The organism is Agrobacterium vitis, from assembly GCF_037039395.1.
GTDB lineage: Bacteria > Pseudomonadota > Alphaproteobacteria > Rhizobiales > Rhizobiaceae > Allorhizobium > Allorhizobium vitis_E.
Map to the genome: position 1 here is coordinate 484,833 of NZ_CP146244.1, position 21,935 is coordinate 506,767.

Genomic DNA, 21,935 nt, shown 5'->3' on the forward strand with positions numbered 1-21,935 from the left:
GTAAACACAATCCCCAGCCGATGGGCGCGCCTTGTCGAACCGCATATTCCAAAAAACCGGATGGATGCATGACCAGCAAGACTGAATTTCTCTGGTATATCCCCAATGACGTCAAGGCAGGTCATCGCGGTGATATCGCTGGTGAGGACCATAACAGCCTTGATAGCTTGACTGCGCATGCCAAGGCTTTGGAGGATCATGGCTGGGCAGGCGCTTTGATTGGCACCGGTTGGGGACGGCCGGATACGTTTACGGTGGCAACGGCACTGGCCGCGCGCACGACCCGGTTCGAACCGTTGATCGCCATTCGGCCCGGTTATTGGAAACCGGCCAATTTCGCCTCCGCAGCCGCCACGCTCGATCACTTGAGCAATGGTCGTGTCCGCATCAATGTGGTTTCGGGCAAGGACGATCTTGCCGCCTATGGCGATAGCGAAGGCGATTCCGCTCATCGTTATGCCCGCACCGCAGAATTCATGCGGCTGGTGCGCCGGCTATGGACCGAAGAGAATGTCAGTTTCGAAGGCGCGCATTTTCATGTTTCGAATTCCACCGTGGAACCACGGATCAGGCCACGGGAAGGGCGCCCGCATCCGAAGCTCTATTTCGGCGGTGCATCGCAAGCGGCTGAACATGTCGCCGCCACCCAAGCGGATGTGCAGCTTTTCTGGGGAGAGCCGCTTGACGGGGTCCGGGAACGGATCGACCGATTGAAGGCGCTCAGCCAGACATTGGACCGCGATCTTCCGCCGCTGGAATTCGGTCTCAGGATTACCACCCTGGTCCGTGACACAACGGAGCAAGCCTGGGCTGATGCTGAGGCCAAAGTGGCGGAAATGGCGAAAACCAGCGGCGCTGGCTGGCATGACCACAAGCGGGAGGTGGCGATCGGACAAAAGCGGCTTTTCGATCTTCACTCACGAGGCGAGGTGCTGGACGAAAACCTTTATACAGCACCCGGAAAATTCGGCGGTGGTGGGGCTGGAACGACCTGGCTCGTCGGCTCCGCGCAGGATGTCGCCCGCGCGCTCAGTCACTATCGTGATCTCGGGATCAGCCATTTCATTCTGTCCGATACCCCTTATCTTGCGGAAATCGAACGTCAGGGAAAGCAATTGCTGCCCCTGTTGCTGTCGCCTCAAGATTGACAGGATTGGGCTCGTGCCAAGGGGGCGAAACCGGCGAGACATAAAGGAAATTCTACTTTAGTCTTAATCTCCGGTAGACCGATCCTTGATGGCGCTATATGGAAGAACGCCATTGCTCGTGATTGGTGCTGCTCTTCAATACGGTGTCGCCAAAATAAGGAGCCTCGCCATGCTTGCCGCCACCATGACCAAGACAATCTTCGGTTTTGTTCTCTCGATATCCGCCCTCGTCGCAACCCAGGCCTGCGCGGATGCCACGCTTGACCGCATCAAGGGACGTGGCAAGCTGACTGTCGGCGTTATCCTGTCTGGCGCACCTTTTGGCTATATCGACCCGAAAACCCAGGAGCAGAAAGGGTTTAACGTCGACATCGCCAAAGCGCTGGCCGACGATCTCGGCGTCAAGCTGGAAACGGTGACGGTCACGCCACCCAACCGCGTGCAGTTTCTTCAGCAGGGCAAGGTCGATATCCTGATCGCCAATATGCAGTATACCGAGGACCGCGCCAAGGTGCTGGATTTCGTACCGACACCCTATGATCGCAGCGGCGGCGCTGCCGTGGTGCGCAAGGATAGCGGCCTGAAGGATTGGGCCGACCTGAAAGGCAAGCCGGTCTGCGTCTCGCAAGGGTCCAACTATACCCAGCCGCTGATCGAGGAATATGGTGCCATCGTCAAAGCGCTGCCGAGCCAGCCGGAATCGCTGCTGGCGTTGCAGGGCGGCAATTGTGTGGCCGCCGTGCATGTTGGCGCAACCGTTGGGCTGTTGTTGCAGGATCGCCCGGAGGAATGGAAGGATTATGCCATTCCGTTCCCGACCGAACTGGTCCCCTCGGACTCAGTCATCTGGCTGCGCAAGGGTGAGAAGGATACCCAGGCCGCCCTCGACAATGCCGTCAAGAAACTGCATGTTTCGGGCCAGTTGCTCGATTTCGCCAAGTCCAGCCGCCTGCTGAATACCGACTATCTCGAGCAGGAACACAAGGCGCTCGCTGCGACCAAGTAAGTCGAAGGCATCGAATGCTCAGGCATCCTCGCCTTCAATAGATTTCGAATATCTCCAATCATCAAAGGCTTGGGGTGTTTGAAAACGAAATACGGCGCGCCATTTTTTGAAGACTCGTGGCATCAGCGGCGCAATGGTAGAAACACATGCAGGATATCAATCTCACCGATCTGTTCGTCCGTCTGACGGGCAGTATCGGTCTCAATTTTGAGTTCCTGGCAACGGGATATGAGGCGCAGATCTGGCGGGATGGTTTTCTGACCACGCTTTATCTGGTGGCTTTGCTTATTCCCGTCAGTTTGCTGTTTGGTCTGCTGTTTGCGGCCTGCCTGACATCGGGCAGGTCATGGCTTTCCACACCCGTGCGTGCGTTCGTGGAAGTGACCCGCAATACGCCGACGCTGGTGCAGTTGATGTTCAGCTTTCTGGTGTTGAACACGGTGGTGTCCAATCTTGTGGGCGGCGCGCAGAACAATCCGCTGACACCATTTTTCTGGGTGGTTGCGGTGGTGGGCCTGCATGTGGCGGCCTTGCATTCCGAAGCCATCCGCGCCGGGATCGAAGCCGTACCGGCCTCGACCATCGAGGCGGCGCGCGGCATCGGCTTCAGCCAGTTCCAGATCCTGCGTTACGTCGAGGTGCCGCTGGCCTTTCGGGCGTCGCTGCCTGCTATCGTCAACAACCTGATCAATCTCGTCAAACTGACGACGGTCGGGAATGCGATTGCCGTCAGCGAAATCACCTATGCGTCGATCATGGTCTGGACGCAGCGTGACAATGTCATAGAGTTGATGATCGTAATCCTGGCTTTCTTCAGCCTCATCAATCTGGTCGTCGCCCGCGTCGGCCGTTGGGTAGAGCGCAAGCTCGCCATTCCGGGATATGGGCTATGATGTCGCCAATGCTTCAGAACCATGTGGGCCGCAGCCCCGCCCTGCGCAATATCGCCCTCGTCGCCTTGCCGCTGGCACTCCTCGTCTGGGCGCTGGCCGATCTGTCGCTTGGCCGTGAACTCCTTCAATGGCTTCCTTATCTCGGCTCCGGTTTTGCGATGAACATCGTTATCAGCCTGTCGGCGATGACCTTGGGAACCGTGCTGGGGGTCCTGCTTGGCATGCTGCAAATGGTGCCGTTTCGGTTGGTCCGCTACCCGGCGGCGGTCTATGTGCAGGTGTTTCGCAATGCGCCGCATCTGGTGCTGATCTTTGCGACCACCTATATCTTTCCCTTCGAGATCGTCATCTTCGGCAATTATCTGTCCTTTCCCGATTGGGTAAAAGCCATGGTCGGTCTGGCCATACCGGCAAGCGCCTATATCGCCGAAATCACTCGCGGTGCCATCCTGTCCATTCCGACCGCGCAATGGGAGGCGGCACAAGGCCTGGGCTTTTCGCGCTGGCAGGCGCTGCGCTGGATCATCCTGCCGCAATGCCTGCGCCGATCACTGCCGCCATGGATGAATGTGCTTGCCTCAATCACCATGGGGACTTCGCTGGCCTCGTTGGTCGGCGTCCATGAACTTCTCCATGCCGCCACCGATGCCAGCACATCTGTGCGCCGGCTTGATTTTACCGTCATTGCCTATGTCGTGGTAATGGCGGCCTTCTTTGCGCTTTGTTACCCGATCGCCCGCCTGACCCACCGCCTGGAGCGCCGTTTCAAGGCGGCCTGAGGATTTGAGAGAATGACTGCAAATACCGACAATGCCATCGTCCGTTTGGAAGACGTACACCTGTCCTTCGGCCAGACGCAGGTGCTGAAGGGCATCGACCTGACGGTCAACAAGGGCGATGCTGTGTCGATCATCGGTCCGTCCGGCTCGGGCAAATCCACCATCCTGCGCTGCATCAACGCGCTGGTAACGGCCCAAAGCGGCCGGATCACGGTGGCGGGTACCCGCGTTGATCAATTGACCAAGGAAAGCGAACGCATTGCGCTGCGCAAGCGGGTCGGCATCGTCTTCCAGCAATATAATCTCTTTCCGCACCTGACGGTGCTCGACAATATCATGCTTGCCCCGACCCGTATTCTGGGGACGGCAAGACGCGAAGCGGAAAAGGTCGCGCGTGAATTGCTGGACAAGGTGCGGCTTGGCGAAAAGGCCGATGCCTATCCCGGCCAGCTCTCGGGCGGTCAGCAGCAGCGCGTGGCGATTGCCCGGGCGCTGGCGATGAAGCCCGACCTCGTGCTGTTCGACGAGGTCACTTCGGCGCTCGATCCTGAAACCGTCGGCGAGGTCTTGTGGGTGATCCGTGACCTGATCCGCGAGGGTATGACCAGCATTCTCGTCACCCATGAGATGCGCTTTGCCGAAGAGATCAGCGACACCGTGGTGTTTACCGAGAATGGCCGCATCGTTGGCCAAGGCTCGCCGGAGCAGATCTTCCATCAGAGCGACAATCCACGCATTCGCCAGTTCGTCGGCGGGTTGTCTGGCCGTGGAACGGTGCGCGAAGGCGAAGGCATATAGGAGCCGCCATGACGACGACCACAGCCGCGCCGCTGACCGGCGCTTTCGCACGGGCAATTGTGCAGTCTGAGCCTGACCGCGACAATGCGGCGATGGCGGCGGCCCGCACGGCAATCATCGATTTTCTGGCCTGCGCGATTGCTGGTGCAGGAGAGCGGACAACAGGTATCGTCGCAACCGCACTCGGCGGGAGTATTGGCGGCGACGCCATCCTGATCGGCAGCGCGCGCCGCACCGATCCGCTGGTTGCGGCTGTCGTCAACGCCTATGCGGGCCATGTGCTTGACTATGATGATGTCCATTCCAGCGTGCGCGGCCATCCGACGACCGTGATTATTCCGGCATTGCTTGCGCTGGCGGCGGAGCGCGATTTTACCGCCGACGCGATGATTGCATCCTATGTTGTCGGGCTGGAGGCCATGGCCCGGCTGGGCCTGTCGCTCGGTTCCCGGCATTACGAAAACGGCTTTCATGCCACGGCGACCCTTGGCACGGTGGGTGCTGCGGCGGCGATCTGCCATGTGACGAAAGCGCCATTGGAAGAAACAGCCGTGGCGCTTGGCCTTGCGGCCACGCAATCCTCCGGCCTCAGATTGCAGTTTGGTTTCGATGCCAAGCCCTATCATGCCGGCATGGCGGCGCGCTCCGGCCTGCTGGCGGCGCGACTGGCCTCGGCAGGTTTCGGAGGCGCGCCTGATTTCCTGGATAGTCCGGTTGGTTTTCATTCCGCCTATGCCTTCGGGGCAGGGCATCCTGAATCAATCGTTGAGAACTGGGGCGCGCCCTGGCAAATCGTTTCGCCCGGCCTGACGCTGAAAGCCTATCCCTGCTGCACGGCCAGCCATCCGGTTGCCTCCCTCGGCATAGACCTGCATCGCGAGGGTCTTGCCGCTGACGCCATCGATACGATCACCTTCACTTATCCGCCCGGTGCCGATGCTGCACTGGTTGTCACCAAGCCGACGAATGGGATTGAGGCACGCTTCAGCCCGGAATATGTCTTTGCCGCCAGCCTGATCGACGGAGCCCTGCGGCTCGACCATTTCGATGAGCGACCAGTGGAACCGCGGCTGATGGCACTCGCTGCCCGCGCCAGTCGGCGGCATCAGGAGACTGCGCCCCGGATGTCGAGCGATCCGAAGACGCGGTTTGTCATCCTCGATATCGTGCTGAAAGACGGCGGTACCATCCAGCGCCGGTTCGACGGCCTGCCTGGGCTTGCCGATCCAGCCGACAAATTCCGCGAGGCGACTGCGGCGGATACCTCCTTTGCCGAGATCCCTTCGCTCGTCCGGCATATGAGCAGCAGTGCCGATCTGCGCCGCCTGCTTGTCCTCCTCAACCAGGACGCCTTCAATGCCCGTAAATGAAACTAGAGTTTGTCAGGGAAAAGTGGAAACCGGTTTTCCGGAAAAGACAAACGAAAACAAAAGAAACGAGAGTCTGCCTGGTTCAATCGGAACCTGACAGACTCTAGACCCACACGTGACGAAAGACTGTGCCATGACCCGCAAGAGAGAAATCCACCTCGGCCTGTTCCTGCAAGGGGCTGGCCACCATGTCTCCGGCTGGCGGCATCCGAATGCTGAAGCCGGTAGCGAAAATTTCGACCTGCTGCGCCGCGTCTCGCAGCTCGCCGAACAGGCAAAATTCGACATGGTGTTCCTGGCCGATGGCCTGACAAGCGGCGTCGATGCGCATCCCTCGACCATTGCCAGGTTCGAACCGCTGACCCTCTTGGCGGCACTTGCCATGGTGACCGAAAAGATCGGCCTTGCCGCAACGGCCTCGACCACCTATGGCGAACCCTACCATGTTGCCCGTGCCTTCTCCTCCATCGATCACCTGAGCCAGGGGCGCGCCGCCTGGAATATCGTCACCACATCCTATGCCCGGACCGCCAATAATTTTTCCAAATCGCATCCGGGCCATGATGAACGCTACGCCGTCGCCGAAGAATTCGTCGATGTGGTGCGCGGCCTTTGGGATAGCTGGGATGACGATGCCTTCATCAAGGACAAGCAGAGCGGGATCTATGCCGATCCGAACAAGGTGCATCTCCTCGACCATACGGGCAAATATTTCTCGGTCAAAGGTCCGCTGAATATTCCCCGGTCTCCGCAGGGCCATCCGATCCTGATTCAGGCAGGCTCATCCGGGCCGGGGCAGGATCTCGCTGCCCGGACCGCCGATGTGGTGTTCACGGCTCAGCAAAGCCTCGATGAGGCACAGGCTTTCTACAAAAGCCTTAAGGATCGTGTCGCCGGTTTTGGCAGGCATCCAGACGATGTCGCTGTCATGCCCGGCTTCCTGCCGGTCATTGGCCGCACGGCACGGGAGGCTGCTGACAAGCTGGCCGAACTCGACCAATGGACGGAGTTGAAAAGCGCCATGCCGCTGCTTGAAGAGCGGATCGGCCATAGCCTTGCCAATTACGATCCGGACGGTCCGCTGCCGGACCTGCCGATTTCCGACCAGCTGCGCAGCCGCGCCGAATTGCTGACCGCGTTGGCCAGGCGCGAAAATCTCACCATAAGGCAACTGGCCCTGCGGGTTGCCGCCGGTCGGGGACATCACATCGTGCTCGGCACACCTGAAGATATCGCCGACCGTATGCAGCAATGGTTTGAAACACGCGCCGCCGACGGTTTCAACATCATGCCGCCGTTCTTCCCGGAGGGCCTGGAGGATTTCACCCGTCTGGTGGTTCCAATCCTACAAGAACGTGGCCTGTTTCGGACAGATTATAGCGGCGTGACATTGCGCGATCATCTCGGGGTCGCTCGGCCATAACTGAAATTCACGCATGGGGTGGAAGAGGAACAGGCGGTTTTCCGATCACATCTTCAATCGGAAGTGAACCGGGTTTGTTTCCATCCCGTGCGAGTTTGGCGGCGGCTTGCTGGAAAGCCGTATTGATCGGCGCATCGATACCATGAAACCGGGCGAGGCGAGTGATTTCACCGTTCAGATAATCCACTTCGCTCGAACTGCCTCGCATGAAGCTTTGCCAGGTCGATTGCTGACCCGGTTCAATGCCAGCGTCTTCGGCAACATGCCAGCCGGATATATCGATGTTTCTTTCAGAGCGGGACGCAGGATCGTAGCCAGCGGCCCGCAACACCAGGCTTGCTTCGGCAGCGAGCGCTTGCGCTGCGTTTGACCGTGCTTCCGGCGTTCCTGCAAAGAGTTCTACAACGTTGGTGACATTATGCTCGAGCTTTGCTGCTTTCCAGCGCCGGACATCGGCCCACGTTTCGACCAGATAACCAGCGCTCGACAGGTCGGCAGCGATGGCAAGTGCCTTGTCGTCCAGCCCTTGCGGATAGCGTCCGAGCGTGACCACGCCCACCTGAGGTTCGCCTCCCACGACAACCTCTCCGGTCACTGTAAAACGGGCTGGAATGAGAATGCTTGCCGCATAAACTTTGGAAAAGCGCCGCAATGCGATGTCTTCGGCGGCAAGACCATTTTGAAACGTCACCAAGGGCAGTTCTGACGCCAGACCTGTGTTTCCCACGGGCTGAGACGCCCAAAACTGGGTTGCGGCCTCAACATCCTGTGCCTTCACCGTCAGGAGAAGAACATCGTCCGGGTGAAGAGCGGGTGGATGTGTGGTGTCGAGCACGTTGAGGCGGATGACACGACTTTCTTTCGGACGGTGGTAGGTCAGGCCATGGGCCGCGATATGCGCGATCTGCGTTCCGCGCCCGACGAGAAGATAGGGTATGGTCTTGCTGTGAAATTCCGCTGCAAGGCTTGCGCCGACCGCGCCTGCGCCAATGATAATGTATCGTGTCATCAGGCGGTTTTCAGAACGGAGTGTTTTGCGACAGGATTTAGCTGTGCCGTTTCCTGGCGCTGCCAGCGATCAAATGCTGCACGGCCAAGGATCGACAGGGAGGTATCTTCCTGGGGAGCATGAACAAGCACAGCCTGAATGTCACGGAAGTGGCGCTCGAGCCCGATATCGGCGTTGAGGCCGGGATTGCCTATGCCGCGTACGGCGATTTCCACGGCGCTTCGCAGCTGGCGGCCAGCGATAAGCCTTGCACGCATCAAGCGTTCCGCATCGTCTTGACCGTGCAGAAGCGCGTCAAAGATAATCTGGCGGGCGCCGCCGACCAGCAGGTCGATTTCGCCTGATAGCGTTATGAACCGCTCGGTGCGGGCGATGGGATGACCCAGATTGGTCGGAACACGCTCATGGGCGAAATGGTTGAAGGCGGCTTGCGCAGCTTCTGCAACACCAAGATAAATCGCCGTCAGTGCAAGCGTGATTGCCGCGTGGCCGCGATTGTCCTGCTGGGCGATCTCTGTGCCCGTCAGCTCCAGAACATTTTCGAGAGGGATTTCGACATCTGTATAGTCGACATCATGCGAGCCTGTCGCCCGCATGCCGAGGCTGTTCCAGTTTTCGATGATGCGGATGCCCGGCAATCCGTTCGGGACAATAAAGGTCCCGACCCGGGTTGGTGTTTCGTCCGTATGGGCCCAGACCAGAAAATGCGTGAGGCCATGCGCACCGGTTACGAAACGCTTGCGACCGGTGATCGACCAGCCCTTTGACGTGCGGCGGGCAAGTGTTGCCGGCAGGCCGCCGCGGGCTGGCGATCCAAGCTCCGGCTCGACCCGGGCAGCGTTGAGCAGCAAGGGGCGCTGCTTTGCCTCGGCCAGAAGCCGTTGATATAGGTCTTCAGGCCAGTGGTTCCGAGAGGCTTGCCCCAGATGATTGAAGATCGTCATGGCGCTGATCAGGGCAACCGATGGGTCGCCACGGCCAAGAGCCGCCAGAATATGAGCGGCATCGTAGAGCGTTCCACCCTGGCCGCCATATCGCGTCGCAACGGTACTTTCGAGAAGTCCGCTTTGGTGAACGGCACGAATGCCCGCCCAGGGAAACTGGCCGGTGCGATCGGCATCCGGCGCGGCCTCTGCAACGATCCGCACGGTTGCGTCGAGCAGGGTTTGATCATGGGCCATGGTTTTGAAGCCTTTTATATGTCTGTCCATAACGCGCCGGGTGATGCTAGAGCATCGTGCAGAAATCTGAGCCAACACGATGCTCCAAGTTTTGTTGCGCATCGGATTTATCCGAAAACCGGTTTCCACTTTTCGGTCCGATGCTTTAATCAGGCGGCGGCCTTGTTCTTTGCTTCTTCGCGGTCACGGATGCCTTCGCGAACCAGCGGCAGGACATAGCGACCATAGTCCACGGCATCATTGTAATTGTCATAACCACGGATCGAGATCAGATCGGCGCCGAGGTCGATATAATCCAATATGGAATCGGCGATGGTGCGAGCCGAACCGACCAAGGCGGTGGTCGCGCCGCTGGCGTTTGTTGCCGTCACTGTCGGATACCAGAGGGCCCGGTCGTGAACATCGCCACGTTTGGCAATATCCAGAAGACGCTGCGAGCCGACATTGGCTGGAGGCGGTGCGGACAAGGGTGTCCTGCTGAGGCCTTTCTCACGATTTTCGTTCAGCGTGTCGAGAATGCGATGCGCTTTCTGCCAGGCCAGTTCGTCCGTCTCGGCAATGATCGGACGGAATGTGACCCAGATGCGCGGGCGATCCTTACGTCCGGCCTTGGCCGCCTCTGCATAGATGCGGTCGATCTGTTGTTTGGTTTCTGCCAACGGCTCGCCCCAAAGGCCAAAAATATCGCATAAGGAGCCGCCAATCCGATAGGCAGCATCCGACGAGCCACCGAGCGAGATCGGGATCAGGCCGTTGGTCGGGCGTACGGCACTGCGGAACTGCTTGAACTGGTAGTATTTTCCGTTGAAGTCGAAGGGTTCGGTCGAGGTCCAGGCCAGACGCAGAATGCGGATATATTCTTCCTGGCGCTCGTAGCGTTGCTCCTTGTTCAGAAAATCGCCCTCGCGGGCCTGCTCCTCATCACTGCCGCCAGCGATGAAGTGGACGACAACGCGGCCGCCGCTCAACTGATCGAGCGTTGCCAGCGATTTCGCCGCAACGGTCGGGTAGACGGTGTTCGGACGCAGGGCGACAATGATCTTGATCTTCTTCGTATGGGCCAGAATGGTCGCGCCCAGCGTGAAAGGATCAAAGGAAGCGGAAGAATAGGGGATCAAAGTGTAGTTGAAACCGTAATCGTCCAGCGCACGCGCATAGCGTTGCAGAAAATCGGGGTCCACCGGCGCATCGGGGATGGGGCGAAGATCATTCGATCCGTTGGCGAAACTGGCGCTAATGAATTCAGTGGCCATTCTGGGACTTCTCCATTTTGGTTCTGAGCCTTTGATGCAACCTATGATGATGCCTCTGCGAGAGGAAGAAAATCTATTCTTTTTCTATATATTTTATAGAATATTTTGATGCATCTGAAGACGTATCGGGTTCCGCCGTATCTACGGTCCAACCGCAATGAGGGGCAGATCATGGCGCGGGTTGCCATCCAAAGTGCGGGGCTACCGTCTGGGCTAGATCTTCCAAGAGCTTGATATTTTCAGCAAGACCAAAGGCAGGCGGCAGAAACAGGATGAGTTCGTCGGCACTGGCAAGGCCCGGATCGGTGAAGACCGCCTCGGTGACTTGCTCGGGCGTTCCCTGGAAGACAGGTGAGATCTGGCTTCCCGATGGCTGACGGAAAGCCGGTTGTAGTGCGCCCTTGGGCCTTGAGGCTGCGATGCCCTGGGTTCGGCGCTCCAGATCGTAGGCTGCGTATTTCTCTCTCAGTTCGGATGTGGTTCCAACCAGAATGGAGGCTGCGGCTGCGACCGGTGGCGGCTCGGTAGACCAGATCTTGCGCCATGTCGTGCGATAAGCCTCGATAATGCGGGCCTGGTATGCCCCGAAACTTTCGCCCTCAGCCTGGTCATGCTGCACGGTGCCGGTGATCAGTCCGATGCCGAGCTCTGCAGCCTGCACGGCAGAGGCAAGGCTTGCCGCACCCTGTCTGATCCGTGAGCGCAGAGTAGGGCTATGCGGCGTCACCCGAAGTTCGGTACCCTCTGGGGCGCCTTGTCCGGGGCCGTCTACCGTATGCAGGACGTTACCGGCAATTGCTGCCAGAAAGCGGCCTGTCGTCGTTTTGCCTCAGTACGGGCATCGGTGTCACTTGTCCCGAAGACGGCGTCGAATGTGGCATTCGCACCCGTTGAAATGGCCAGTTCCAGCCGTCCACCGACCAGCAGGTCGGTTGTTCCAGCGGCTTCTGCCAGCAGGATAGGGTCCTGGTAGCGCATCGGGATAACTGCCGACCCCAATGTGATGCGTTTGGTGTGTTGACCGGCAGCTGCAAAGAACGGCAGCGGGGAAGACAGGTAATGATCGAAATGCCGCTGGTAGGCCCAGCCCGATTGATAGCCGAGTTGCTCGGCACTCTGATAGAGTTCAATTCCCTCGCGCAATCCGTGCGCGGGTCCGTCGATATCGTTGAAAGACACGCGGGTATTAAAGCCGAGCCGATGCTTTGTGCGGAAGGGCTGCGCAGAGGTCTTGCTTTGCGCGATTGCGGTCATGCGATCTTTTCCTTTTTGAAGGCGGGCTTTTTGAAGGTGGGCTGTTTGAAAACGGGCTCTTTGAAGTCGAGACCGGAATTCAACTGCGTCGGGCGGGCGCCACCCGAAGGGATCGAGGCTAGCAGTGACCGGGTATAGGATTGGCGCGGGTTATCGAAGATGGTTTTGACGGCGCCCTGTTCGACGATGCGCCCGCGATGCATGACCGAGACGGTATGGGCAAGCTGACGGACCAGGGCGAGATCGTGGGAAACGAACACATAGGTCAAACCCAGATTGGCCTGTAGCGTCAACAGCACGTCAACGATATCGGCCTGGACACTGACGTCGAGCGCTGAAGTGGGCTCATCCAACACGATAACATCCGGCTTCAGAACCAGCGATCGGGCAATGGCAACGCGCTGACGCTGGCCACCGGACAGTGCGCCCGGTTTGCGGCCAAGCAAATGCTCGCCCAGTCCGACATTGGACAAAGCCTCCCGCACCCGCTCGCTTCGCTCCCGCGCAGTGCCGATCTTGAACCGGTCCAGCGGCTCACGCACCAGATGTTCGATTTTCCAGGTGGGATCGAGTGAGGTGAAAGGATTCTGGTAGACGAGTTGAAGATGGCGCCAAACGGCCCGTCTGGACTGGGGCTTACTGCTTGAAAACTCCTCACCGGCGACCGAGATCTGGCCTATATCTGGGTTTTCGAGACCGAGCAGCAGCCGGATCGTCGTTGTCTTGCCGGAGCCGGATTCGCCAACCAGCGCGTGTGTGGTGCCTGATGGTACGGAGAACGTCACATTATCGACAGCTGTCAGGGATTTGCCATCGACCGTGAAGGTCTTCGTCACACCTTTGACCTCGATCTTGGCGTCAATCTCAGCAGCATTGTTGAGGTTACGAAACCCGCCATCGCGCAGCTTGGCATAGCGGTCAGGATTGAGGGCGGGAACATCGGCATGCAGCTTTCTGGCATAGGCCGAAGCCGGTGCGGCAAAGACAGCCTGGGTATTTCCTGCCTCCTGCACGACGCCATCCTTTAGCACGACCAGCTTATCTGCCCGCTCGGATGCGATTGCCAGATCGTGGGTAATTAGCAGGAGGCTGATATTCAGATCGTGCTGGAGCCGCGTCAGCAGGTCGAGAATGCGCTTCTGGATCGTTACATCCAGCGCGGAGGTCGGTTCGTCCGCCACCAGAAGGGTCGGGCGCGGCAGCACGGCAAGGCCGATCAGCACCCGCTGAAGCATGCCACCTGACAATTGATGCGGATAAGAATCGTAGATGCGATCTGGCTTGTCGAGGCCGACCTCAGCAAATGTTTCCAGGATGCGCGCTTTGCGGATGGCTTTGTTCTGTTCGCCGAGAAGGGCAGCCGCTTCCATGGCTTGAGCGCCGATGGTGCGCACCGGATTGAGCGCGTTGCCGGGATCCTGCGGAACAAAGCCGATGGCGCGCCCACGCAGAGGCCTGAACTGACGCTCGGTAAAGGTCAATATATTCTGGTCTTTGAACTCGATTTTCCCCGTCGCATGTCCGCCTTGGGGCAATAGCCTCAGGATGGCCCGCGCGATGGTTGATTTGCCTGAGCCGGATTCTCCAATCAAGGCAAGGCTCTTGCCGCGACCCAGTTCAAACCCGACATTCGTCACGACCTGGCTAGCCCCGTAGGATACCGACAGGCCTTCCACGCTCAGCAGCGGAGCTGAAGGTTGGAGCACTGGAGCAGCGGTTGCGGGCCAGGTGAGGGGGGTGTTCAGTCTGTCTTGCGGAGCCATCGGCTAATCCTGTTGACGGAGAGGACGGTTGCGATCGCGGCGAACGCAGGTGCGTAAACCAGCCACGGCCATTTGAGGTAATCCTTGCCGATTGAAATCAGCAGGCCCCAGTCTGAGGCGGGTGGCGGATCGCCATAGCCAAGGAAGGCAAGACCGGCGATCACCAGAATGGACAGGCCAAATTGCAAGACGGCAAGCGTCAGAAGGGACCGTGAAGCATTTGGAAGCACATGGCGCAGAAGGATATACCAGCGGGACCCTCCCAGCAGAAACGATGCCTCGACGAAGGTCGCCTGCCGGGTTTTGATCACCTCGGCTCGCATTACACGGGCAAAGACCGCCACGGCGGAGACCCCGGTCGCGATTGCGGCATTGGTGGTGGAAAAACCAAGCGCTGTGACGACGATGATCGCCAGCAGGAAACTGGGGATCGCCAGCAGCATATCGACCAGGCGCGCCAACACGATATCGACCCAGCCACCGAGGAAGCCCGCCAGAAGGCCGATGAAGCCACCGATGACAACGCCAATGACAACCGCAATCAGCGCACTGGTTACCGAAGAGGCCGTGCCATAGACGACGCGGGCGTAAAGGTCGCGTCCGAGCTGGTCGGTACCGAACCAATGCTGGGCGCTGGGTGCCAGCAGTTTTTGAGCGGGAACACCGATGACGGGGCTGTGGCTTGTGAACAGGCCGGGGGCGAGTGCCCAGGCGATCACCAGTGCAATGATGGCAAAGGAGATGAACACCGTTGGCGGCATGCGGAAAACCGGCCATTTTTTGGCTGCCGGCACACCTCTATCCGAAGAGAAAAAAGCGATCGTCATATTGTCACCGCACGGGAGGTTTCGGTAGAGCTTGTGTCTTCAGCGGACGTGCGGGGCCGTTGGACGCCGAGGAGTTTCACACGCGGGTCCAGCAAGGGATAGACGAGGTCTGCAATCAGGTTGACGAGAACGAAGGCAACAGCTGCCAGCGATACGACCGCCTGGAGAACAGGCAGATCCTGTGTTGTGACCGAGCGCTGCACCAGACTGCCGATGCCTGTTCGCCCGAAGACCGTTTCGGTTATCAGCGAACCACCCAGCAGCTCGCCAACGGTCAGGGCGATCACGGTAACCACCGGCAATGATGAGGGCTTCAGCAGGTGCTTGAAAAACAGCTGCGCCTGGGAAAGACCCCGACCCCTGGCCACGGCGGCGTATTCCTGGCTCGATTCATGGTCGAGGTTGGCAATCAGCACTTCCGCTATCTGAGCCGAGACGGGAATGCCGAGTGCAATCGCCGCAAACAGGGTTGCCCAGACGCTATCGGGTTCAATGACGCGGAAAATGCCCAGCTGGAAGCCGAAGATATGAATCAGTGCCAGCCCGATCACGAAATTGGGGACCGACAGGAACAGGGAAGGAAACCCTCGCAGCAGGCCTTGCCCGAACCGTTTCGGCAGGAACTGCGTGCCGTAAGCAATCACCAGCGCCAGGATAAGCGCGAAGGCAAGGGCCGTCGATGCAAGGATCAGCGTGGAGGGCAGGACTTCGGCAATCAGCGCGGTTACCGGACGGCTGGAGCGCATCGACAGGCCGAAGTCGCCGGTTACAAAATGAGTGAGCGATGTCCACAATTGGACGGAGATCGGCTTGTCCAATCCCTGGGCGGCAATGATCTCGGCAATCTCCGTCTCAGTGAAGCCGTTTTGCGGGTCGCGGAGGACGGAGGTGACCGGGTCGCCCGGCAGAATGCTGACCACCACGAACGTAAAGATATAGGCCAGCAGGATGACCACAAAGGCCTGGGCCAGTCGTTTTGCAGCGTATGTCAAATAGGCATTGCGCATGCCGGGCACCTCCTCACAATGCTGGTTATTGGCTGAGTTTTGCCGTGTAGTAGCTGGCATAGGCGATGCCGTTATAGACCTCGCCCGAAAGCTTCGGAGACTGGACATAAATGCGCTGCACGATCTGCGTGCGAGGGATGAAATAGCCCTGCTCGATGACGTATTTCTGTAGCGCGTTCAGCAGCGGATCACGAACCTCTATGGACGGGGCGCCGGCAATTTTATCGCGCAGCTCATTGATCTCTTGGTCGCTCTGATCCAGCGCGAACCAGTTCTCGCCATTGTTGGCATCGGTCAGAATGCTGGCCACGGTGCCGGCATCGATAAAGCTGCGGGTGACTTCATAGGCTGGCACGGCCGGGCCTGCGAATTTGACCTTTTCGGTGAAGGTGACGACGTCATAGGCGCGGATATTGACCTTCCAGCCGATCTTGCCGAGCTGTTGGGCGATCAGTTCATCCACCGCCTTTGACGTCGCAAGATAGGGGTTGGAGTAAAGCGTCAGCAAAAGTGGCTTTCCATCCTTGGCGCGGATACCGTCGGCACCTTTCGTCCAGCCTGCGTCATCCAGCAGCTTTTCCGCCCTGGCAGGGTCGTAGGCCAGAAGCGCGCTCTGGTCGGTTGCGCCCGGCACATTGCTCTGGATGAACGAGGTCGCCAGCTTCCAGTCAGATGTATAGACGGTATCGATGATTTCCTGGCGATCGATGCCAGCTTGGAGGGCTTGGCGCACCCTGACATCATTATAGGGCTCGAGCTTGGTATTCACCGCCCAGCCATTGACGAAACCGAGATAGCGCGGCGTGGCAACGGTGAAGCCCTCATCCTTGAGCGACTTCAACTCCTGGGGCGAGGCATTATAGGCAATATCGGCCTGGCCGGATTGAACCGCCGCAACCCGAAGCGATGGTTCGGAGACCAGGTTATAGGTGATGCTATCCAGAAACGCCGGTCCGGTATGGCCCACAGCTGCTGGTCCCCAATTGTAATCCTTGCGTTTCACCAGTTTGACGAAGTCGCCTTCCTTCCAGGATTCAACCACGTAAGGGCCGCTGCCAGAGGTCTTGCTGAGGTCTGCCTGCTGTGTCGCGGGTTGGCCGATGGTTTTGGGGGAAATAAGGATCGAGCCGTGATAGCCGAGGGTTGGAATGAAGCCGAGTGTCGGCTTTTTGAAGACGACTTTCACCGTGGAAGGATTAATCGCCTCTGCGTGATCGTAGGTCTTGGGAAACAGGCCGATCGGGTTGATGCCTTCGCTCTTGCGTCCTGCATACCAGATGTCGAGATTTGAAACGACAGCGGCCGCGTCGAGTGGCGTGCCATCGGAAAAGGTCACGCCCGCCTTGAGGTGAAGGGTAAACTCGGTTGCGGCTTCATTCTGTTCCCAGCCTTCGGCAATCCACGGGCTCACTTTGCCAACGGCATCGACATAGACGAGCTTGTCGGCCACGTGGCCCCAGACATGCCCCTGGAAACTGGAGATCGCGCTGTTGTTGGGGATCCAGGTATTGCCTAGCGAGTCGATCAGAAACGTAATTTCGCCACCGTCTTGCGGCTTGCCCGCGCTATGAGCACGCTTCAGGCCAGTCGATGCCACGAGAGCGACAGAGAGAATTGCAGAACCGGCAAGCAGCAACCTGCGTCGGGAAACAGCCAGAGAATCGGAATGTTTGATCATGAAATAAGTCCTGGTCGGGTGGCGTCTTATGTCGAGACTGACGGACGGCCTCGTTTGCGAAGGTTATGTTGAGTGCGAGCGCAAACAGGTGGCGCGCTTTGTCGCTGCGATGATCACGGTGCGGTCCTGCCTTGATTGGTGAGAAGCTGTAACAACAAGCTAGACGAGCATAGAAATCAGGGAAAGATTTATCATTCTTAATCTATCGATTTTATAGATTTAATTATTCAATTGATGCGCCTGTGGCCTGGGTTTTTTCCTCTCTCAATGTGGTGAAGAGAAATGAGGGCGCTCAATAAAGCTCATCAGGCACCTGCGATGACCAATTTATCAATGCGTGGCCCAAGGCGTGTCGTGGTCTTTCAGGTTCGCTTTAAGGTCTAAAACCGACCCGTTCCCACCGGCTCCGAACCTCAAGAATACGGCTCCGATACAGGCGCAAACGTGGAAAGGGTGATCGTTCTGCGAAGTTCGATGTCGCGTATAGCACATCTGCACTAATGGCCTCTGTCCCGTTTCTGTGCTGAATGCGACATAGACATGTCGACAAATAATATGGGCAATATTGTTATTGTGGAAAACAATGTTGCTTGCAAATGTTCACTGGAATACGGGGCGACACGATGATCAAAGAATTCAGTAAGAATTACAGTAATGCTATTCTAGTACAGAGAAAAACATTAGCCAGTGTCGTTCCAAGACTTTCGAAGCCTCTTGCCTTATCATCTCTCACGCTAACCGTTGTCGTGTCGTGTTCAGGCGTGAGCCTGGCACAACAGGTCAACTATATACTGGACAATGGCAGCGTCGAATGGACGACCAACCAGGTTATCACCGGCGATATGATCATCGGATTGAACAATAAGGGTGTCAGCGCGACAATTACCAATGGCGCAAAGGTATCGGTCGGTTCGGACGCGATGATCGGCAGTTCCGACACCTCTGAGGGAACCGTTACTGTATCCGGCGCAGGCTCCGAACTGACGGTGGTGCGCACAAATTCGGTGCTTGGTAACACGCTGACAATCGGAGGAAACTGCCTCTCGATTAACTGCCCGTTCGGAGGGGTTGGGACGCTGAACGTCTTGAACGGCGCTAAGGTTGATGCCAAGGAAATTACATTGGCTTCAGGGGTGAACTCGCGCGGCTATCTGACTGTGTCCGGTGCTGGCTCAATCCTTTCCGCCGATAGCTTTTCAGCAAATTCTAGCCTGGACGCAGACGCCACTTTAGCATCGAGGCCTTCCTCTTTCTTTACCGTGGAGAATGGCGCTACCGTTTCGACGAATTCAGCCGGTTTTAACATCTCAGATACCGACGGTATCGCGAATATGAATATTCGCGGCGCTGGCACGAGCTGGATCAATAGTGGCAATGCCTATGCCAATGGTGCGCTCACGGTTAGCGACGGTGCGACGTTCCAAACGAAATACCTTGATATAGGCACCTCAGGCGAAGTGCTGAGTTCTGGCGCCAACACGACAATGAGGGTGACGGACAAGATCGACCTGGATGGCAGGCTCGTCGTTGCGGACGGGAGCAAGCTGAACGTTGCCAACACCATCAAGATGACGAAGGATGCGTTTCTGATCTTTGGCGGACGCGTCGACAATACAAAGCTTGGGGCAGATCCCGTTGCTATCGACACCCGGGCAGCCGGGAGCATCAACTCTGAAGCCGTTATCGATTTCGGAAAGACGGAAACAGCGCGTATCGTCTTCAATCACACCGATAGTGGCTATCTACTCTCCAACAAACTCACCGGGAATGGGTCGATTGCCAGCCTCGCAGGCAATACCACTGTCAGCGGCGATCTCACCGAATTCAGCGCTCGTGATAATGTTTCCGGCGGCGTGATCGTGGATGGCGGCAGCAAGCTCACGATCAAGGGCGATCTTGGCACCAAGGTCGCACCCGATAGTACTACACTTCCATCGAGCAATCAGTTCTGGGTTAAAAATGGCACGCTCGTCATCGGCGGCGAAACGGGCAGTCTCGTCACCAACTATATGGGGACAGAATTCTACACGAGTTCAGTTCAAGTTTGGGGAGACTATATCCGTGATAATCGAGGGCTTTCCAAAGGTGTCTATGGAACTCTGGCGGGTAATGGCACTGTAGGAACCACTTTTATTGATACGGGTGCAACGCTTTCGCCTGGGGACAGCGGCAATCCAATTGGAAGCATGGTCGTGCGCGGTCAACTTGCTTTCAATGATGGTGCGAATTATGCGGTCGACGTCGCTGGCAACGGTCAAAGCGATAGGGTGTCCGTGGAGACACTCAAGGCAGCCAATGGAAACATTGTTGACGGCGTTTGGCAGACCTCGGATTCTGGTGGCAAAACGCTTATTGGCCAAAACGTGTCCGTGCAGGTCACGGCTCTCGACGCCGCGACCAGCTATCAGGATGGCCAGACCTATACGATCCTGTCATCGGCTGGCGGTATCCAGGGGCAGTTTGCCCAGGCGGTTTCCAAATCCGCATTTCTGGATGTTGCCTTAACTCAAAAAACCAATGAAGTTGACCTGACCATCGCGGTCAAAAACACCACAACACCGACACCCACGCCGGAACCGACACCGACCCCGGAGCCGACACCGACCCCGACGCCAGAGCCAACCCCAGAGCCGACGCCCACACCGGAGCCGACGCCTACTCCAACGCCCGAGCCGACGCCGACCCCGACGCCAAATCCTTCGCCTGGCCTGTTCGATTCCGTTGCCATAACCGGCAACCAGCGTAATGTGGCCCGGGCTTTGAACACGTTGCAGCAAAACGGGCAGTCGCTTGCGCTCTATAACAGCCTGTTGCCGTTAAGCGCAGAAGAAGCGCGGCATGCCTTTGAAGCACTATCAGGCGAAGTCCATGCGTCTGCCCTGGGAACCTTGGTCACCAGCAGCACGCTGCTGCGCAATTCGATCAATGACCGGATGCGGGCATCGTTCAATACCGTAGGGACTCGTTCGGCGCCGGTCATGGCCTATGCGGACGGTGATACCAAATTCGACACGGCTTACAAGGACATGCCGCTCTTTACGGCCTGGGGCCAGGGCTTCGGCACATGGAACAGCATCGACGGCAATGGCAATGCCGCAGACCTGAGTTCGTCCACCGGCGGTTTCGTGGCTGGTCTCGACATTCCGGTCTCCGCCGATTGGAGATTGGGTGCAGTCGGCGGCTATAGCCGGTCCAGCTTCGATGCGAATGACCGCTCATCCTTTGGCCATAGCGACAACTATCATCTCGGCATGTATGCCGGAGCGCAATACGGTGAATTGTCCTTCCGCTCAGGCCTTACCTATACCTGGCATCAGGTGTCGACCAATCGGTCCGTGGCATTCTCCGGTTTCAACGACCATTTGAAGGCTGATTACGACGCTGGCAGCTTCCAGGCCTTTGGCGAACTCGGTTATCGCATCGATGTCAGCAATGTCGCTTTCGAGCCCTTTGCCAACCTCACCCATGTCAATGTTCAGAGAGACGGCTTCAATGAGCGCGGTGGCATTTCGGCCTTGTCGAGCCCGAGCGACAGCCTGGACACGACACTGACGACCCTTGGCCTGCGCGCTTCTTCCGATTTCATGCTGGGCGGCTATATCGCCAAGGCCAGAGGCATGCTTGGCTGGCAGCACGCCTTCGGTGACACCGACCCCACTTCACGCCTGGCATTTGTCGGCAGCCAGAGTTATGTCGTCTCCGGCACGCCGTTGACCAAGGATGCGGCTGTTGTCGAACTCGGCATCGATGTCGGGCTCAGCGATACCGCCACGATCGGCATTGGCTATTCCGGTGAATTCGGTAGCAATGAAACCTCAAACAGCATCAATGCAAAGTTGGATGTCCGTTTCTGATGAAGATCGCCAAACTTGTTGCGATCATGGTGGCCGCGAATCTTGCGTCCACCGTCGCTTTTTCACAAGACGGCAATGGTCGCCCCAATGCTCCGTCTTCGCTTTCCGAAACCTATGAGGATTGGACGGTTGCCTGCGCAAAGCGCAACGAAAGCCGCGTCTGCTCGACGTTTCAACGACAGGTGCAGCAAAATGGACAGCAGGTTCTTGGCATCGAACTCACGCCTGCTGCCGACAAGAGCATAAAGGGTTCGCTTGTTCTGCCTTTTGGGCTGGACCTGGATAAGGGGGTCGCATTTGCGATAGACGATACACCGCCTGGAAAGTCCTCGCGGTTTTCGACATGCCTTCCCTCCGGCTGCCTTGTATCCCTGACCTTTACGGATAAGGGTGCTAACGCATTGAAAAGTGGCAAATCGTTAAAACTCATTGCTTACGCTTATGGTGCAGGTACAGAGGTTCCGTTCACGATTTCCTTGAAAGGTCTGGCAAGTGGGCTCGACAGGATCGCCGTCCTGTCGAAATGAAGGTGTCGCATATGACACAAAGGACACGCCGGCTGTTTTCATCCGACAGGAGTGGACATTCAGCGATACGCGTTGTGTAATGCGAAGAGTCATTGAAAAAGGACACTTCGTATTCCCTTTGCAAACATCTCAAGTGCCTGATGCATTTGAGATATTTGCAATGCC

General features: G+C 57.8%; 16 protein-coding genes and 1 pseudogene. 9 read left to right on the top strand and 8 right to left on the bottom strand.

The window, feature by feature from the left end; all coding sequences use genetic code 11:
• The first annotated feature begins 68 nt into the window (after positions 1-68).
• The 7 genes from V6582_RS23615 to V6582_RS23645 all read left to right on the top strand — a co-directional run bounded on the left by V6582_RS23615 (position 69) and on the right by V6582_RS23645 (position 7,417).
• Positions 69-1,148, top strand: a complete 1,080-nt coding sequence (locus V6582_RS23615) for an LLM class flavin-dependent oxidoreductase (RefSeq protein ID WP_156633139.1) — start codon at positions 69-71, stop codon at positions 1,146-1,148.
• A 169-nt stretch (positions 1,149-1,317) separates the two neighbouring features.
• Positions 1,318-2,154 carry a transporter substrate-binding domain-containing protein gene (locus V6582_RS23620; protein ID WP_156633137.1) on the top strand — a complete coding sequence of 279 codons (837 nt, stop codon included), beginning with the start codon at positions 1,318-1,320 and terminating at the stop codon, positions 2,152-2,154.
• 146 nt (positions 2,155-2,300) lie between these two features.
• The gene (locus V6582_RS23625) at positions 2,301-3,047 is read left to right on the top strand and encodes an amino acid ABC transporter permease (RefSeq protein WP_156633135.1); all 747 of its coding nucleotides are present in this window, start codon (positions 2,301-2,303) and stop codon (positions 3,045-3,047) included.
• Positions 3,044-3,826, top strand: coding sequence for an amino acid ABC transporter permease (locus tag V6582_RS23630; RefSeq protein ID WP_156633133.1), 783 nt, complete (start codon positions 3,044-3,046; stop codon positions 3,824-3,826). Before V6582_RS23625 ends, V6582_RS23630 begins: the two co-directional genes overlap by 4 nt.
• A gap of 12 nt (positions 3,827-3,838) precedes the next feature.
• A complete protein-coding gene (locus V6582_RS23635; protein ID WP_156633131.1) occupies positions 3,839-4,624 on the top strand; it encodes an amino acid ABC transporter ATP-binding protein in 786 nt (261 codons plus the stop codon).
• Positions 4,625-4,632: 8 nt separating this feature from the next.
• Complete coding sequence (locus tag V6582_RS23640; RefSeq protein WP_156633129.1) at positions 4,633-5,994, top strand: MmgE/PrpD family protein; 1,362 nt, start codon at positions 4,633-4,635, stop codon at positions 5,992-5,994.
• A gap of 133 nt (positions 5,995-6,127) precedes the next feature.
• Positions 6,128-7,417 (top strand): LLM class flavin-dependent oxidoreductase, encoded by a 1,290-nt coding sequence (locus V6582_RS23645; RefSeq protein WP_156633127.1) that lies wholly within the window; start codon positions 6,128-6,130, stop codon positions 7,415-7,417.
• Between the two features lie 7 nt (positions 7,418-7,424).
• Here the strand turns inward: V6582_RS23645 and V6582_RS23650 are convergent, their stop codons facing one another.
• The 8 genes and pseudogenes from V6582_RS23650 to V6582_RS23685 all read right to left on the bottom strand — a co-directional run bounded on the left by V6582_RS23650 (position 7,425) and on the right by V6582_RS23685 (position 17,389).
• Positions 7,425-8,426, bottom strand: a complete 1,002-nt coding sequence (locus V6582_RS23650) for a ketopantoate reductase family protein (RefSeq protein WP_156633125.1) — start codon at positions 8,424-8,426, stop codon at positions 7,425-7,427.
• Positions 8,426-9,607: an acyl-CoA dehydrogenase family protein gene (locus tag V6582_RS23655; protein WP_156633124.1), complete on the bottom strand. Its 1,182-nt coding sequence runs from the start codon at positions 9,605-9,607 to the stop codon at positions 8,426-8,428. Before V6582_RS23655 ends, V6582_RS23650 begins: the two co-directional genes overlap by 1 nt.
• 149 nt (positions 9,608-9,756) lie before the next feature.
• Positions 9,757-10,860, bottom strand: a complete 1,104-nt coding sequence (locus tag V6582_RS23660; protein ID WP_156633122.1) for an LLM class flavin-dependent oxidoreductase — start codon at positions 10,858-10,860, stop codon at positions 9,757-9,759.
• A gap of 169 nt (positions 10,861-11,029) precedes the next feature.
• Positions 11,030-12,114 (bottom strand): annotated as a pseudogene (locus tag V6582_RS23665) (LLM class flavin-dependent oxidoreductase).
• Positions 12,111-13,877 (bottom strand): dipeptide ABC transporter ATP-binding protein, encoded by a 1,767-nt coding sequence (locus tag V6582_RS23670; protein ID WP_156633120.1) that lies wholly within the window; start codon positions 13,875-13,877, stop codon positions 12,111-12,113. Before V6582_RS23670 ends, V6582_RS23665 begins: the two are co-directional and overlap by 4 nt.
• Positions 13,856-14,704 carry an ABC transporter permease gene (locus tag V6582_RS23675; RefSeq protein ID WP_156633118.1) on the bottom strand — a complete coding sequence of 283 codons (849 nt, stop codon included), beginning with the start codon at positions 14,702-14,704 and terminating at the stop codon, positions 13,856-13,858. The genes V6582_RS23670 and V6582_RS23675 overlap by 22 nt, the downstream gene beginning before the upstream one ends.
• Positions 14,701-15,711 (bottom strand): ABC transporter permease, encoded by a 1,011-nt coding sequence (locus V6582_RS23680; RefSeq protein ID WP_156633116.1) that lies wholly within the window; start codon positions 15,709-15,711, stop codon positions 14,701-14,703. The genes V6582_RS23675 and V6582_RS23680 overlap by 4 nt, the downstream gene beginning before the upstream one ends.
• 25 nt (positions 15,712-15,736) lie before the next feature.
• Positions 15,737-17,389, bottom strand: a complete 1,653-nt coding sequence (locus V6582_RS23685) for an ABC transporter substrate-binding protein (RefSeq protein ID WP_156633115.1) — start codon at positions 17,387-17,389, stop codon at positions 15,737-15,739.
• A 761-nt stretch (positions 17,390-18,150) separates the two neighbouring features.
• Here V6582_RS23685 and V6582_RS23690 point away from each other — a divergent pair.
• Positions 18,151-21,243, top strand: coding sequence for an autotransporter domain-containing protein (locus V6582_RS23690; RefSeq protein ID WP_197434442.1), 3,093 nt, complete (start codon positions 18,151-18,153; stop codon positions 21,241-21,243).
• Positions 21,243-21,770, top strand: a complete 528-nt coding sequence (locus V6582_RS23695; protein WP_156633111.1) for an invasion associated locus B family protein — start codon at positions 21,243-21,245, stop codon at positions 21,768-21,770. The genes V6582_RS23690 and V6582_RS23695 overlap by 1 nt, the downstream gene beginning before the upstream one ends.
• Positions 21,771-21,935 lie beyond the last annotated feature (165 nt).

What these genes read in the sequence shown, in the direction of transcription:
- V6582_RS23615 (WP_156633139.1), top strand. Translation starts at nt 69, where the DNA reads ATGACCAGCAAGACTGAATTTCTCTGGTATATCCCCAATGACGTCAAG.
- V6582_RS23620 (WP_156633137.1), top strand. Translation starts at nt 1,318, where the DNA reads ATGCTTGCCGCCACCATGACCAAGACAATCTTCGGTTTTGTTCTCTCG.
- V6582_RS23625 (WP_156633135.1), top strand. Translation starts at nt 2,301, where the DNA reads ATGCAGGATATCAATCTCACCGATCTGTTCGTCCGTCTGACGGGCAGT.
- V6582_RS23630 (WP_156633133.1), top strand. Translation starts at nt 3,044, where the DNA reads ATGATGTCGCCAATGCTTCAGAACCATGTGGGCCGCAGCCCCGCCCTG.
- V6582_RS23635 (WP_156633131.1), top strand. Translation starts at nt 3,839, where the DNA reads ATGACTGCAAATACCGACAATGCCATCGTCCGTTTGGAAGACGTACAC.
- V6582_RS23640 (WP_156633129.1), top strand. Translation starts at nt 4,633, where the DNA reads ATGACGACGACCACAGCCGCGCCGCTGACCGGCGCTTTCGCACGGGCA.
- V6582_RS23645 (WP_156633127.1), top strand. Translation starts at nt 6,128, where the DNA reads ATGACCCGCAAGAGAGAAATCCACCTCGGCCTGTTCCTGCAAGGGGCT.
- V6582_RS23650 (WP_156633125.1), bottom strand. Translation starts at nt 8,426, where the DNA reads ATGACACGATACATTATCATTGGCGCAGGCGCGGTCGGCGCAAGCCTT.
- V6582_RS23655 (WP_156633124.1), bottom strand. Translation starts at nt 9,607, where the DNA reads ATGGCCCATGATCAAACCCTGCTCGACGCAACCGTGCGGATCGTTGCA.
- V6582_RS23660 (WP_156633122.1), bottom strand. Translation starts at nt 10,860, where the DNA reads ATGGCCACTGAATTCATTAGCGCCAGTTTCGCCAACGGATCGAATGAT.
- V6582_RS23670 (WP_156633120.1), bottom strand. Translation starts at nt 13,877, where the DNA reads ATGGCTCCGCAAGACAGACTGAACACCCCCCTCACCTGGCCCGCAACC.
- V6582_RS23675 (WP_156633118.1), bottom strand. Translation starts at nt 14,704, where the DNA reads ATGACGATCGCTTTTTTCTCTTCGGATAGAGGTGTGCCGGCAGCCAAA.
- V6582_RS23680 (WP_156633116.1), bottom strand. Translation starts at nt 15,711, where the DNA reads ATGCGCAATGCCTATTTGACATACGCTGCAAAACGACTGGCCCAGGCC.
- V6582_RS23685 (WP_156633115.1), bottom strand. Translation starts at nt 17,389, where the DNA reads ATGATCAAACATTCCGATTCTCTGGCTGTTTCCCGACGCAGGTTGCTG.
- V6582_RS23695 (WP_156633111.1), top strand. Translation starts at nt 21,243, where the DNA reads ATGAAGATCGCCAAACTTGTTGCGATCATGGTGGCCGCGAATCTTGCG.